The organism is Sphingobium sp. CR2-8 (assembly GCF_035818615.1).
Lineage (GTDB): Bacteria > Pseudomonadota > Alphaproteobacteria > Sphingomonadales > Sphingomonadaceae > Sphingobium.
The window spans coordinates 2,073,847-2,088,279 of the sequence record NZ_JAYKZY010000002.1; the positions used below are offsets into that span (position 1 = coordinate 2,073,847).

Genomic DNA, 14,433 nt, shown 5'->3' on the forward strand with positions numbered 1-14,433 from the left:
ATTCGGCAAAAACGATTTTGCCGTAAGATACTGAAAATAAGCAATAATAGGAACTATCCGGCATCATCCGGAATGCTCCAAATATCGACTTAAAATCCGCCTTCCCCTGGAAATGCGGGTTCAAGTCCCGCCGTCCGCACCAAGGCGATATGCAAGCTTTTTTCTGCCAAAAGGCTGGATATTGCGACCGGTTGCCGCGATGATGCGGCATGGCCGGTGCAATCAATCCCAATAGTTTCAGCGACTCCCTCGTCATCCTGGGCGCGGCGGGGCTTGTCATCCCCGGTTTCGCGCGTTTCCGGATCAGCCCGGTCATCGGCTTCATACTCGTCGGGCTGGCCGTCGGCCCGGCCGGTCTGGGGTCGCTCGTCGGGCAATATCCCTGGCTCTATCATGTCACCATTTCAAACGGCGAGGCGATAGAGCCGTTCGCCGAACTGGGCGTGATCCTGCTGCTCTTTTCCATCGGACTGGAACTGAGTTTCCGGCGATTATGGACGATGCGGGCGCAGGTGTTTGGCGTGGGCGCGACCGAGTTGATCGGCGGCGCGCTGCTGATCGCGATGGGGCTGTATCTGCTCGGGCAGCCGACGGCCGGCGCGATCGGCCTGGGCCTGGCGCTGGCGCTGTCGTCCACGGCGGTGGTGCTGCCGATGGTCGGCACGCAGAGCGCGGTCGGCCGCGCGGCTTTCTCCATGCTGTTGTTCGAAGATCTGGCGCTGGTCCCGATCATCTTCATGCTGGGCGCGCTCGCCCCGTCTGTGGCCGCCAGTCCCGACGGCGCATGGAGCGAGATGGCCAATACATTGTTGAAGGGCGGCATCACCATTGCGGTGATGCTGGTGCTGGGCCGCATCGTCCTGCCCCATATATTCAGCCAGGCGGCGCGCACGAAAAGCCCGGAAGTGTTCCTGGCCGCCAGCCTGCTGGTGGTGATCGTTTCCAGCCTGGCGACGTCGATCGCGGGCCTGTCGCCGATCGTGGGTGCCCTGTTGGCGGGCATATTGATCGCCGAAACGGACTATCACAGCGAAGTGGAAGTGATGACCGCCCCGTTCAAGGGGCTGGCGCTGGGCGTGTTCCTGATCACTGTGGGCATGAGCCTGGACATTCGCGTCATCCTGGCCAACTGGCCCAGCCTGGTGATGGCGGTGGTCGGCGTGGTGCTGGCCAAGACGCTGGTGACATCGACGCTGCTCTACCTGTCGGGCGTGCGCAAGGGGGTGGCGCTGGAGGTCGGGGTGCTGATGTCCAGCCCGTCGGAAACCACGCTGATCGTGCTATCGACCGCCGCGGCGGCGCAACTGATCCTGCCGTCCACCGCCGCCTTTTGGCAGATCGTGACCGCCATTGGCCTGACCATCACGCCGCTGCTGGCGCGGATCGGCCACGACGTCGCCCGGCGACTGGAAATGGCGATCGGCGAGGAGCGGATCGAAGCGGCGGAGGAACATACCGAAGCGGCGGCGGTCGTCATCGGCTTCGGCCGGGTGGGCCGCATGGTGTGCGACCTGCTCAAGACGCACAAGCAGCGCTTCGTCGTGGTCGAATCGGACCCCGACATCGTCGCCGAAGCGCGGCGGTTGGGCTATCCGATCCTGTTCGGCGACGTGGCGCGGGCGGAGATGCTGGACCGTTTGCGTCTGGGCCATGCCAGGGCGTTGATCCTGACGATGGACGATCCGGTCCTGTCGGTGCGCGTGACCCAGCGGGTGCGCGGCTGGGTGCCCGACCTGCCGATCATCGCGCGCGCACGCGACACCGACCATGCGGCGCAACTCTACCGCGCGGGCGCGAGCGATGCGGTGCCCGAGACGCTGGAAAGCTCGCTGCAACTGGCGGAGACGGCGCTGGTCGACCTGGGCGTGGCGATGGGACCGGTGATCGCGTCGATCCACCAGATGCGCGAGTATCTGCGCGTGGGCATCAAGGATGCGGCGCAGATGGAGACCGCGCCCAAGCTGCGGCGGTTGCGAGCGGACGAGGTGCCCTAGAGCGGCCTCTAATCTCCCTCTTCCGGCGGGCTGAAGACAGACCAGCCGGTGCGGCGCGCCAATATCTCCAGCGCCTGAGTGCCAAGCATGCTGTTGCCATTTTCGTTCAGGCCCGGCGACCAGACCGCGATCGACGCGCGGCCGGGCACGATGGCGAGGATGCCACCGCCCACCCCGGACTTGCCGGGAATGCCAACACGAAAGGCGAAGTCGCCCGAGGCGTCATAATGGCCGCAGGTCAGCATCAGCGCGTTGATGCGGCGGGCGCGGCTGGGCGACACCACCCTGCCCCCATCGGGATGGCGGCCATCCAGCATCAGGTAGCGACCGGCGAGCGCGAGTTGCCGACAGCTCATCTCGATCGCGCATTGATGGATATAATTGCCCAGCACCAGATCGACGGGATGACGCACATTGTCGAAGGCGCGCATATAATTGGCGAGCGCCATGTTGCGATAGCCGGTGGCAGTTTCGGATGCGGCGACATCTTCGTTGATGGCGATCGTGTCGTCGCCCGCCAGATAGCGGACGAAGCGCAGCATCTCGCCGATGGCGACGCGGGGCTGATGGCCGCCCAGATTGACGTCCGCGACCACGATAGCCCCTGCATTGATGAAGGGGTTGCGCGGGATGCCCTCCTCCCGCTCCAGCTGGACGATCGAGTTGAAGGCGTTGCCTGACGGCTCGCGCCCGACGCGGCTCCATAGCTGGTCGCCGACCTTGCCCAGTGCCAGGGTCAGCGCGAACACCTTCGACACCGACTGGATCGAAAAACCGGTGTCGGCGTCGCCACCGGTCAGGAGGCGGCCATCCGCCGTTGCGATGGCGATGCCGAATTGGGCCGGATCGATGCTGGCGAGTTCGGGAATGTAGCTCGCCACCGTGCCGCGGTCGTCCTGCCGCGCGATGGCGGCCACGATGTCTTCGATCACATGCGCAAGGTCCATGCCGCCGACTTTAAGCCGCAATCAGGAAAACAGCCAATGGCCCAACAGTCGATCGAACGGAAAGGTGAAAAATCCGGCGATCAGCAAGGCGCCCGTCACCATGCCACGCACGGCGCGGCGATGACGCTTCACATTGTGTCGCCGTGCGCTGATGATGATGACGGGCACCTGGATCAGGGTGAAAACCGACAGCAGATGGATGATACCGAAGCCGCCACCGGGCGCACGCAGCAGAAAACTGTCTATCGCCGTCATAAACAGCGACGCGCTCCATATCCAGCCCAGACAACGATGCAGCCTGTCCCCGCGTCGGCCCGACAGGATGATCGGTGTCAGTCCCAGCGCCACCAATATGGTCAGCAGATGCAGCCAGATGACGGGGTGAACATGCGACCACTGCCCGTAGCCCCGTCCCATGGCGGTCAGGACGACCGCCAGAAGGATGATCGAACAGACGGTCAGGAACCTTTCATAACGGTCTGGCGCAAGCGCGTTCGCTTGCGTTGTCGATGCAATGCCGGTCATGTAATCCCCCTTCGCAAAAGGCCGAACGCACCGACGCCCATCAATCCGCCACCAGGGCGCGATTGATGCCATGGATACGCGACCGAACCTCCACCATCAATGCGCGGAAGGATGACAGCTGTTTAGCGCCGTAGCGCTCCGCCGTGATATCCACATTGCCCTTCCGCCAGTAGCCGTCCGGGCAGAAGATGACGAGCTTGCCCGAACGGGCGTGCAACCCCATTTCTAGCAGGCTGACCGGACTTTGCGATCCCGGCGCGAAATAAAGGATGATGATGTCCGCGCTATCCAGCGCAGCCAGTTCCCATTCCACCTGGCTGCGGAAGTTGGGATCGCTGGCCTCCGGCTTCCAGGCCGGATTCCAGTCCGGGCGACGCGGGTTGAGGATGGTGACACGTTCTGCGGCAAGGGCGGCGATCATGTCCCGCTGCCAATCGGACGCCTTGCCCATGTCGATACTGCCGCCGAGGAACAGGCGAGCGCGGTCATGGGTCGCTGGCAGAGGCTGTGGCGACGTCACCGTCACGGCCATCGGCGCATCGGCCGCGATGGCAGGCGCCGTGACGCAGAGCTGGCCGATCAGGGCCAAAGACAAGGATCGCATCATGGGCGGTGGCGAGATGGGAGGGCGCATCGGCCATGCGCCTACCCTGCGCAGTCAGGCCGGGACGCTGGCGAGCGCCGCCTTGACTGCATCGATCGCGGCCTGCGCCTTGTCGCCGTCGGGACCGCCACCCTGTGCCATATCGGGACGGCCGCCGCCGCCCTTGCCGCCCAGCGCCTCTACACCGACGCGGACCAGATCGACCGCGCTGATGCTGGCGACCAGATCGTCGGTCACGCCGACCGCGATCGTCGCGCGGCCTTCCACCACGGCGAGGACGGCGGAGATGCCGCTGCCGAGCGTCTTCTTGTTGCCGTCCACGATACCGCGCAATTCCTTGGGGTCGAGGCCATCGATGACATGGCCGAGGAAGCTGACCGCGCCGACCTGTTCGGGGCCGACCGGGGCCGCGCCCGATCCGCCGCCAAGGGCCAGCGCCTTCTTCGCGTCGGCGAGCTCCCGCTCCAGCTTGCGGCTCTGTTCCACCAGCGCGGCGATGCGGGCGGGGACCTCGTCCGGCGACGTCTTGAGCGCAGCGGCGGTCTGGCGCAGCTTGTCGTCGCGATCGATCAGCCACAGGCGCGCGGCTTCGCCGGTCAGCGCCTCGATCCGGCGGACGCCGCTGGAGACGGCGCTTTCCGACACGATCTTGAACAGGGCGATGTCGCCGGTCGCGCGGACATGGGTGCCGCCGCACAGTTCGACCGAATAATGATTGTCGTCCCCCTTCCCCATCGAAAGGACGCGGACTTCGTCGCCATATTTTTCGCCGAACAGCGCCATCGCGCCTGCACCGATCGCGTCGTCCGGGGTCATGAGGCGGGTCGTGACCTCCTCATTATGGCGGATTTGCGCGTTCACGTCCGCCTCCACCTTCGCGATCTGGGCGTGGGTCAGGGCTTCGGGATGGGAGAAGTCGAAGCGCAGGCGCTCGGCGGCGACCATGCTGCCCTTCTGCGTCACATGGCCGCCCAGTTCTTTGCGCAGCGCGGCATGGAGCAGATGGGTAGCGCTGTGATTGGCGCGGATGCGGTCGCGGCGTTCGACGTCGACGGTCAGCTGGACGGTGTCGCCGACCTTGATGCTGCCTGCGCTGATCGTCGCCTGATGGGCGTGGAGGCGACCGAGCGGCTTGGCGGTGTCCGACACTTGCGCCGTCAGGCCGCCCAGCGACGTGATCGTGCCCGCGTCGCCATTCTGGCCGCCGCTTTCGCCATAGAAGGGCGTCTGGTTGGTGATGATCGCGACCGTGTCGCCCACCGTGGCGCTATCGACGCGCGCGCCGTCCTTGACGATGGCCTGCACTTCGCCTTCGCCCTGGGTGGAGGCGTAGCCGACGAACTCGGACGTGCCGAATGTTTCGGCGATGTCGTACCAGATTTCATCCGACGCCTTTTCGCCCGACCCCTTCCAGGCGGCGCGCGCGGCGGCCTTCTGTTCGGCCATGGCGGCGTCGAAACCGGCGCGGTCGACCGACAGGCCCTGGGTGCGCAGCGCGTCTTCGGTCAGGTCATAGGGGAAGCCATAGGTGTCGTAGAGTTTGAACGCGGTTTCGCCCGGCAGGGACGCGCCTTCGGACAGGCCGGTGGTCGCTTCGTCCAGCAAGCGCAGGCCGTTTTCCAGCGTCTTGCGGAAGCGGGTTTCCTCGCGCAGCAATGTTTCCTCGATCAGCGGCTGGGCGCGGACGAGTTCGGGGAAGGCCCCGCCCATTTCGGAGACGAGGCTGGAGACGAGACGGTACATCAGCGGGTCTTTCGCGCCGATGATGTGCGCGTGGCGCATGGCGCGGCGCATGATGCGACGCAGTACGTAGCCGCGCCCCTCGCTGGCGGGCAGGACGCCGTCCGCGATCAGGAAGCTGGTCGAGCGGAGGTGATCGGCGATGACGCGGTGGCTGGCCTGGAACTCGCCATCCGTGGCGGTGCGGGTGATCGCAGCGGATTCCTCGATCAACGCCTTGAACGTGTCCGTGTCGTAATTGTTATGCACGCCCTGCATGACGGCGGCGATGCGTTCCAGACCCATGCCGGTGTCGATGCTGGGCTTGGGCAGTTCAGAGACGATCTCGTTGGCTTCCTGCTCATATTGCATGAAGACGAGGTTCCAGATTTCGACGAAGCGGTCGCCATCTTCCTCCGGCGAACCCGGAGGGCCGCCCCAGATATGATCGCCATGGTCGTAGAAGATTTCCGAGCAAGGGCCGCAGGGGCCGCTGTCGCCCATCGCCCAGAAATTATCCTTGGTGGGGATACGGATGATCCGGTGATCGGGCAGGCCGGCAATTTTCTTCCACAGGTCGAACGCCTCGTCGTCCGTATGGTAGACGGTCGCCGTCAGCTTGTCCGCAGGCAGGCCCCATTCCTTGGTCAGCAGGGTCCAGGCGTGGGTGATCGCCTGTTCCTTGAAATAGTCGCCGAAGCTGAAATTACCCAGCATTTCGAAGAAGGTATGATGGCGCGCGGTATAGCCGACATTGTCGAGGTCGTTATGCTTGCCACCCGCGCGGACCGACTTCTGGGATGACGTCGCGGTCTTGTAGGGGCGCGTTTCCAGACCCGTGAAGACATTCTTGAACGGCACCATGCCCGCATTGACGAACATCAGCGTCGGGTCGTTGTGCGGCACCAGCGGCGCGGACGGGACGATGGTGTGGCCGTTGGCCCCGAAATAGTCGAGGAAAGAGCGGCGAATGTCGTTGGTCGAGGTCATGGGGGCGATTTAGTGGGAAGCGGCCCGCCGCACAAGCGGGGGATTTGGTCGATTGAAACCGGGAGGTGACGAATGATCTTTCACTCTCCTCTCGATCCGTTCGCCCTGAGCCTGTCGAAGGGCTTTTCTGTCTTCTCCGACGCCACGAAGAAGAAAGAGGCTTCGACAAGCTCAGCCCGAACGGCGGAGATGAAGCGAGTTAACCGATAGGCTCTTCGATCGACACGGGCGGCTTGGAAAACCAGGCCGGTCCCTGCGCGGTCATGTGGAAACAGTCTTCCAAACGGATGCCCATCACGCCCGGCAGATAGAGGCCGGGTTCGTTGGAGAAGCACATGCCGACGTCCAACTTCGTCTTTTCGCCGCGGACCAGGTTGACCGGCTCGTGCCCCTCCATGCCGATGCCATGGCCGGTACGGTGGGACAGGCCGGGGAGCGCGTAGCCGGGACCGTAGCCAAGCTTTTGATAATAGTTGCGGACCGCGCCATCGACCACGCCCGCAGGCGCGCCCAGCATGGCGTTGCCGAAGGCGATTGTCTGCCCTTCCGCCACCGCGTTCCAGACCTTGCGCTGCTGGGCGGTGGGGGTCGCGCCATGGACCCAGGTGCGGCTGATGTCGGACTGATAATCCTCGACCGTGCAGCCGCAGTCCATGAGGACGACTTCGCCCGTGCGGACGGCCTGCGGCTTGCCCGAGCCATGAGGATAGGCTGCCGCTTCACCGAGCAGGACGAGGTTGAATTCGACCTGCCCGCCCAGTTGCTTCGTCGCGGCGCTCATCAACGCACCGATATCGGCTGGGGTCATGCCCGCCTTCACCTGCGGGTAGGTCCAGCGATAGGCGGCCATGGTGACGTCGGCGGCGACCTGCATCAGGGCGACTTCAGCCGCCGTCTTGCGCATGCGGATGGCCCGGGTGACGGGGTCTTTGACGAGGGTCGCCGCAGGGAGCGCAGCCTTGATGCCGTCGACCGCAAAATAGCGGACCGTTTCCTCTATGCCGATGCGGCCCGTCGCCAATCCCTTTGCGGTCAGGAAATCGGCGATCGGGGCGTAGGGACTTTCATCCTCCTGCCAGACGCGCACCTCTGCGGGAATGGCGAGCAATTCGTCGATCGAGGGTTTCTCGAAGAAGGGACAGACGATCAGCGGCGCGCCGGTCGCGGGGATGATCGCGGCGGTGAGGCGTTCGGAGCGGCGCCAGCGGATGCCGGTATAATAGATGAGGCTGGCTCCCGGCTCGATCAGCAATGCGTCGATGTCCTGGGCCTGCATCATGGCCTGCGCGCGGGTGAGGCGGTCGGCGCGTTCGGCCTTGCCGATCGGGGTGGCCGTGGTGGTGAGAGATTTCAGCGCCTCTCCCGCCCTCTCTTGCGCGAAGAGGCGCGGAGTGACGAGCGACGTGGCGAGGGTCGCGGCGGCGTAGCGCAGCAATGTGCGGCGGTCAGGCGTAAGCATAGGTGCCACCGGTCTTGAGTGCGGCTTGATAGGCGGGGCGCGCATGCATTTCTCTCAGCCAGCGGATGATGTTGGGGCGCGATTCGTCCAGGCCGCCGCGCGCGCGGGAGGCTTCCAGCGGGAAGCTCATCATCATGTCGGCGGCGGTGAAGGCATCGCCCGCGAAATAGGGACGCGACGCCAGTTCGGTTTCGAGCCAGTCGAGATGGTCGTCCAGCATGCGCTGCACCGTCGGGCGCGCGGGACGGCCGAGCAGGCCGAGCTTGCCGATGATGAGCAGCGCCAACAGCGGCGGCATCATCGATCCTTCGGCATAGTGAATATATTGGCGATAGCGGATCGCGCCTTCGGCATCGGCGGGCGCGCCGAAGCGGTTGCCGGCGCGGGCGACCAGATGCTCCATGATTGCGCCGGTCTCGATCAGGCGGTGGCCGTCCACCTCCACCACCGGGGAGCGGCCGAGCGGGTGGACGGCGCGCAGTGCGGCGGGCGCGCGCATCGTCTTGGCGTCGCGTTCGTAGCAGCGGACCTCATAGGGTTCGCCCAGTTCTTCCAACAGCCAGAGGATGCGCTGCGATCGGCTGTTGTTCAGATGATGGACGATGATGGTCATGGCGGCTCCGATGCTGCGTGGCGTACAGGGCTAACGCAGCATGGGAAGGTTGCCAAGGCGGCTGACGTTCTCCGGCCCTTCGACTGCTTGCCAAGGCAGGCGCTCAGGGCCGGGGAACATCTAGTTACGCGTCTTCCAGCGCGTGCGCCTTCTCCTTCGCGCGGAAGGCGTGAAGGAGAGGTTCGGTGTAGCCGTTGGGCTGTTCGACGCCTTCGAACACCAAGGCGCGAGCGGCCTGCCAGGCGAGGCTCTCCCCTTCCCGACCGTGCATCGGTTGATAGAGCGGATCGTCGGCATTTTGCGCATCGACCTTGGCCGCCATGCGCTGGAACGCCGCGTCGACCTGCGCCTCCGTACAGACGCCGTGCAGCAGCCAGTTGGCCATATGCTGGGACGAAATGCGCAAGGTCGCGCGGTCCTCCATCAGGCCGATATCGTGGATATCGGGCACCTTGGAGCAGCCGACGCCCTGATCGATCCAGCGCACGACATAGCCAAGGATGCCCTGCGCATTATTGTCCAGTTCCTGCGCGATTTCCGCTTCGGAAAAGTTGCGACCAAGCGCGACGGGGATGGTCAGCAGTTTTTCCAGCGGGGCGACCCCCTCCGCCTGGCGCTCCGCTTGGCGGGCGAAGACGTCGATGCGGTGATAATGGGTTGCGTGCAGGGTCGCGGCGGTGGGTGACGGCACCCAGGCGGTGTTGGCGCCGCTCTTGGGATGCCCGACCTTCTGGTCCAGCATGTCGGCCATGCGATCGGGCGCGGCCCACATGCCCTTGCCGATCTGCGCGCGGCCCGACAGCCCGCAGGCGAGGCCGATCTGGACGTTGCGATCCTCATAGGCGGCGATCCAGTCGCTCGTCTTCATCTCGCCCTTGGGGATCATCGGGCCGGCCTGCATCGACGTGTGCATTTCGTCGCCGGTGCGGTCGAGGAAGCCGGTGTTGATGAAGACGATGCGGTCCTTCACCGCCTTGATACAGGCGGCGAGGTTGGCCGAGGTGCGGCGCTCCTCATCCATGACGCCGACCTTGATCGTGTGGCGGGCGAGGCCCAGCATGTCTTCGATCGCATCGAACAGGCGATTGGTGAAGGCGGCTTCGTCGGGGCCGTGCATCTTGGGCTTGACGATATAGACGCTGCCCGCGCGGCTGTTGCCGCCGCCCCGTTGCAGGTCGTGGATCGCGATCAGGCTGGTGACGATGCCGTCCAATATGCCTTCGGGCGCTTCGTCACTATTGGGCAGGCGAATTGCCGGGTTGGTCATCAGATGGCCGACGTTACGGACGAACAGCAGGCTGCGCCCCGGCAGGGTGAAGGCGCTGCCGTCGGGCGCGGTATAGCTGCGGTCGGGGTTGAGGGCGCGGGTCATCATCGCGCCGCCCTTCTCGAACGTGTCGGTCAGATCGCCGCGCATCAGGCCCAGCCAGTTGGCATAGGCCGTGACCTTATCCTGCGCGTCGACGGCCGCGACGGAGTCCTCCAGATCGCAGATGGCGGTCAGGGCGGATTTGAGGATGACGTCGGCGATGCCTGCCGGATCGGTCGCGCCGATCGGGTGGGTCGAATTGAAGATGACCTCGATATGCAGGCCATTGTGGCGAAACAGCCTGCCCTTCTTGCTGGTGCCGATGAACTGCGCCGGATCGGCCAGAACGATCTCGTCGCTGTTCAGATCGCTCCAACTTCCACGCGCCAGTGGGATAGCATCGTCCAGAAACGCCCTGGCCCAGGCAATGACCTGCGCGCCGCGCGCTGCGTCATGGCCTTTGCCGGAGGCCGCGCCCGGAATGGCGTCCGTGCCATAGAGCGCGTCATAGAGGCTACCCCAGCGCGCATTGGCGGCGTTGAGCAGGAAGCGGGCGTTGAGGATCGGGACGACCAGTTGCGGCCCGGCCAGGCGCGCGACTTCATCATCGACCTTTTCGCTGGCGATCTGGAACGGCGCGGGTTCGGGGGCCAGATAGCCGATGTCGCGCAGGAACGCCTGATAGGCGACGGCGTCATGCGGCTGGCCCCGGCGCTGCTCATGCCAACTGTCGATCTGCGCCTGGAGCGTGTCGCGCTTGCGCAGCAGGGCGGCGTTTTCCGGTGCGAAACGAGCGAAGACGGCGGCCGTGCCAGCCCAAAAGGCCTCGGGCGCGATGCCGGTGCCGGGCAGCGCGAGATGGTCGATGAAATCGGCCAGCTCTTGCGCGACGTGCAAACCAGCCTTTTCGATCATGCGGTCGTTCATGGGTCCACTCCTTGATTACGCACCTTGTAGACCTTTTCCATTATGCGGTGTAGACGCTATTATGCGAAGATAGTCATTCTTGTGGTGAACGAATATGATGGACCCCGACCATGAATTGTTCGTGACCGTAGTGGATGAAGGTGGACTGGCGGCGGCAGGGCGCAGGCTGCACATATCGCCTGCGATGATGTCGAAGCGTCTGGCACGGCTGGAAGAGCGGCTGGGCGCGAAGCTGGTGCATCGCACCACGCGACGGCTGGCGCTGACCCCGGCGGGCGAGCGGCTGCATGCCGATCTGCGCGGCATATTGGCGGCGCTGGACGATGCGGAACGACGGGTGTCCGGGCTGTCGGCGGTGCCATCGGGCGTGTTGCGCATCACCGCACCGACATCGTTCGGCCGCATGCACCTGGCGCCCTATCTCCAGCGCTTCATCGATGCGCATCCCAAGGTGGATCTGCGCATCGACCTGTCGGACGATTTCGCCGATCTGATCGACAGCCGCGCGGATCTGGCCATCCGCATCACCGCCGATCCGGGGCCGGGGCTGACCGCCAAGAGGCTGGCGACCAATCGACGGATATTATGCGCCTCCCCCGCCTATCTCGACCGTTTCGGGGCACCGCAAAGGGTCGCGGATCTCAAAAGCCATCGCCTGCTGGCTGCCGACGGGCAGATGCCCTGGCGACTGGTCGGCCCCAAGGGTCCCGTCGCCGTGGAAGGGCAAAGCCATGTCCGCACCAACAGCAGCGAAGTCGTGCGCGAATTGACGCTGGCGGGGGGCGGCATCGCGCTGCGGTCGCTCTGGGACATCAGCGAGGCGCTTGGCCTTGGAGCAGTTCGGCAGATATTGCCGGATTATGGGGGTTCCGCCGATGTCGGCCTGTTCGCGGTGCAATTGCCGCAGCATAATCCCCCCGCCGCGATCACCGCCTTCATCGATTTTCTTGTTACACTTTATGTCCCGACGCCGCCCTGGGACCACATTGGGTTGCCCTGACGGAACGCAGTCACTAAGGCGCATCGCATGGACGATAACACCCGCCGCGCCGCCCTCGACTATCACCGCTATCCTCAGCCCGGTAAGCTCCGCATCGAGCCGACCAAGCGCATGGTGAACCAGCGCGACCTGGCGCTGGCCTATTCGCCCGGCGTCGCCGCCCCCTGTATCGAGATCGCCGCCGATCCCGACAAGGCGATGGACTATACCGCGCGCGGCAATCTGGTCGCTGTCATTTCCAACGGCACCGCCGTGCTGGGCCTGGGCGCGATCGGCGCGCTGGCGTCGAAGCCGGTGATGGAGGGCAAGGCGGTCCTCTTCAAGAAATTCGCCGATATCGACGTGTTCGACATCGAAATCGACACGACCGATGCGGACGCGTTCGTGGACGCCGTCGCGCTGATGGAGCCGACCTTCGGCGGCATCAACCTGGAAGACATCAAAGCGCCCGAATGTTTCGAGATCGAGCGTCGCCTGAAGGAACGGATGAACATTCCGGTCTTTCATGACGACCAGCATGGCACCGCCATCGTCGTCGCCGCCGCCGTCCGCAACGCGCTGGTGTTGCAGGGCAAGACGCTGGCCGACGCGAAACTGGTGACATCGGGCGCGGGCGCGGCGGCGCTCGCCTGCGTCGACCTGCTGGTGTCGATGGGCCTGCCGATCGAAAACGTCACCATGACCGACAAGGATGGCGTCATCCATTCGGGTCGCGAAGGCATGCTGCCCAACATGGCGCGCTATGCCCGCAACACCAATGCGCGCACGCTGCCCGACGTGCTGCCGGGCGCGAACCTGTTCCTGGGGCTGTCCGCGCCGGGCGTGCTGAAGCCCGAATGGCTGCCGCTGATGGCGCCCAATCCTCTGATCTTCGCGCTGGCCAATCCGGAGCCGGAAATCCGCCCGGAGGCCGCGCGCGAGGTGCGCCCCGATGCGATCATCGCGACCGGCCGATCGGACTATCCCAACCAGGTCAACAACGTCCTGTGCTTCCCCTATATCTTCCGCGGCGCGCTGGACGTCGGCGCGACGCAGATCAACGAGGCGATGAAGGTCGCCGCTGCCGACGCGATCGCGGCGCTCGCCCGCATGCCCGCGCATGACAGCGTCGCGCAGGCCTATGGCGGACGCAGGCTGGTATTCGGCGCGGACTATATCATCCCCACCCCGTTCGATCCGCGCCTGATCGGCGAGATCGCGGTCGCCGTCGCCCGGGCGGCGATGGACAGCGGCGTCGCCAAGAAGATGCTGGACCTGGACGAATATAGGCGCCGCCTGTCGCGCCATAACGCCCGGTCGGGTCAGTTGATGCTGCCGGTGTTCGAAGCCGCGCGCGGCACGGAATGCCGCATCGCCTATGGCGAGGGCGAGGATGACCGCGTGCTGCGCGCCATTCGCGACGCGCTGGACGAAGGGATCGTGCGGCCGACCATCGTCGGGCGTCGTCGCATCCTGGAACAGAAATTGCCCGAACTGGGTCTCAGTCTCAACCTCGACAAGGATGTCGAACTGATCGATCCGGAAACCGACCATCTTGTGATGGGCGAACTGGTCGAGGCCTATCGCGCGGTCGCATCGCGCCGGGGCGTGCCCGCCGACGAAATATTGCGGCATGTCTATCGCCGCCCCACCGTGACCGCCGCCATGCTGTTGCAGACCGGCCGCGTCGACGCCGCGCTGGTCGGTGGCCGGTCCGAATATTGGGGCCAGGTCGAACATGTGTTGCGCATCATCGACCGGGTGCCGGGCCACAGCCGCGTCTATGCGCTGTCGGGCCTGATCCTGGACGCGGGCGCTTTGTTCATCACCGACACCCATATGGTGCCGGACCCGACGCCCGAACAGATCGCTGAAATGACGCTGGCCGCCGCGGCCGAACTCAAGCATTTCGGGCTGACGCCACGGGCGGCCCTGCTGTCGCATTCGAACTTCGGCGCGTCGCATACGGACAGCGCGCGCAAGATGCGCCGGGCGTTCAAGATCGTGCGCGACGCCGCGCCCGACCTGGCGGTCGATGGCGAAATGCATGCGGACGCCGCGCTAAGCCAGGCATTGCGCGAACGGCTGATCCCTGATTCGCGGTTCGAGGGGCCGGCGAACCTGTTGGTGATGCCGAACCTGGACGCGGCGAACATCACGCTGACGGCGCTGTCGGCGTCGTCCAGCTCGCCCACGGTAGGCCCGATGCTGATGGGACTGTCCAAGCCGATCCATGTGCTGACGCCGGGCGTCACGTCGCGCGGCATTCTGAACCTGACCGCGATCGCAGCGGCGGAAGTCGCGCGCGAAGGCTGAACTTAACTTTTCATCCCTATGCTGATCGGGCGTGGAGGCATGAGGATAGCA

Annotated in this window: 10 protein-coding genes; 3 read left to right on the forward strand and 7 right to left on the reverse strand. The window is 65.1% G+C overall.

What is annotated here, in order from left to right:
- Nucleotides 1–209 precede the first annotated feature (209 nt).
- A complete protein-coding gene (locus U5A82_RS14025; protein WP_326291462.1) occupies nt 210–1,994 on the forward strand; it encodes a cation:proton antiporter domain-containing protein in 1,785 nt (594 codons plus the stop codon).
- Nucleotides 1,995–2,002: 8 nt separating this feature from the next.
- Here the strand turns inward: U5A82_RS14025 and U5A82_RS14030 are convergent, their stop codons facing one another.
- The 7 genes from U5A82_RS14030 to U5A82_RS14060 all read right to left on the reverse strand — a co-directional run bounded on the left by U5A82_RS14030 (nt 2,003) and on the right by U5A82_RS14060 (nt 11,087).
- The gene (locus U5A82_RS14030; RefSeq protein WP_326291463.1) at nt 2,003–2,941 is read right to left on the reverse strand and encodes a glutaminase; all 939 of its coding nucleotides are present in this window, start codon (nt 2,939–2,941) and stop codon (nt 2,003–2,005) included.
- A gap of 21 nt (nt 2,942–2,962) precedes the next feature.
- A complete protein-coding gene (locus U5A82_RS14035; protein WP_326291464.1) occupies nt 2,963–3,466 on the reverse strand; it encodes a DUF2306 domain-containing protein in 504 nt (167 codons plus the stop codon).
- A gap of 40 nt (nt 3,467–3,506) precedes the next feature.
- A complete protein-coding gene (locus tag U5A82_RS14040) occupies nt 3,507–4,061 on the reverse strand; it encodes a nucleoside 2-deoxyribosyltransferase domain-containing protein (protein ID WP_442802172.1) in 555 nt (184 codons plus the stop codon).
- 63 nt (nt 4,062–4,124) lie between these two features.
- A complete protein-coding gene (alaS, locus tag U5A82_RS14045) occupies nt 4,125–6,779 on the reverse strand; it encodes an alanine--tRNA ligase (protein WP_326291465.1) in 2,655 nt (884 codons plus the stop codon).
- Between the two features lie 199 nt (nt 6,780–6,978).
- On the reverse strand, nt 6,979–8,238 hold the full coding sequence (locus U5A82_RS14050) for a M24 family metallopeptidase (RefSeq protein WP_326291466.1): 1,260 nt from the start codon (nt 8,236–8,238) through the stop codon (nt 6,979–6,981).
- Nucleotides 8,225–8,851: a glutathione S-transferase family protein gene (locus U5A82_RS14055; RefSeq protein ID WP_326291467.1), complete on the reverse strand. Its 627-nt coding sequence runs from the start codon at nt 8,849–8,851 to the stop codon at nt 8,225–8,227. Before U5A82_RS14055 ends, U5A82_RS14050 begins: the two co-directional genes overlap by 14 nt.
- Nucleotides 8,852–8,975: 124 nt before the next feature.
- Complete coding sequence (locus U5A82_RS14060) at nt 8,976–11,087, reverse strand: malate synthase G (protein ID WP_326291468.1); 2,112 nt, start codon at nt 11,085–11,087, stop codon at nt 8,976–8,978.
- Between the two features lie 94 nt (nt 11,088–11,181).
- On the opposite strand from U5A82_RS14060, the gene U5A82_RS14065 reads away from it, so the two are divergent.
- Nucleotides 11,182–12,087, forward strand: a complete 906-nt coding sequence (locus U5A82_RS14065) for a LysR family transcriptional regulator (protein ID WP_326291469.1) — start codon at nt 11,182–11,184, stop codon at nt 12,085–12,087.
- Nucleotides 12,088–12,114: 27 nt separating this feature from the next.
- On the forward strand, nt 12,115–14,382 hold the full coding sequence (locus tag U5A82_RS14070; protein ID WP_326291470.1) for an NADP-dependent malic enzyme: 2,268 nt from the start codon (nt 12,115–12,117) through the stop codon (nt 14,380–14,382).
- Nucleotides 14,383–14,433 lie beyond the last annotated feature (51 nt).

What these genes read in the sequence shown, in the direction of transcription:
- U5A82_RS14065 (WP_326291469.1), top strand. Translation starts at nt 11,182, where the DNA reads ATGATGGACCCCGACCATGAATTGTTCGTGACCGTAGTGGATGAAGGT.
- U5A82_RS14035 (WP_326291464.1), bottom strand. Translation starts at nt 3,466, where the DNA reads ATGACCGGCATTGCATCGACAACGCAAGCGAACGCGCTTGCGCCAGAC.
- U5A82_RS14025 (WP_326291462.1), top strand. Translation starts at nt 210, where the DNA reads ATGGCCGGTGCAATCAATCCCAATAGTTTCAGCGACTCCCTCGTCATC.
- alaS (WP_326291465.1), bottom strand. Translation starts at nt 6,779, where the DNA reads ATGACCTCGACCAACGACATTCGCCGCTCTTTCCTCGACTATTTCGGG.
- U5A82_RS14070 (WP_326291470.1), top strand. Translation starts at nt 12,115, where the DNA reads ATGGACGATAACACCCGCCGCGCCGCCCTCGACTATCACCGCTATCCT.
- U5A82_RS14055 (WP_326291467.1), bottom strand. Translation starts at nt 8,851, where the DNA reads ATGACCATCATCGTCCATCATCTGAACAACAGCCGATCGCAGCGCATC.
- U5A82_RS14050 (WP_326291466.1), bottom strand. Translation starts at nt 8,238, where the DNA reads ATGCTTACGCCTGACCGCCGCACATTGCTGCGCTACGCCGCCGCGACC.
- U5A82_RS14030 (WP_326291463.1), bottom strand. Translation starts at nt 2,941, where the DNA reads ATGGACCTTGCGCATGTGATCGAAGACATCGTGGCCGCCATCGCGCGG.
- U5A82_RS14060 (WP_326291468.1), bottom strand. Translation starts at nt 11,087, where the DNA reads ATGAACGACCGCATGATCGAAAAGGCTGGTTTGCACGTCGCGCAAGAG.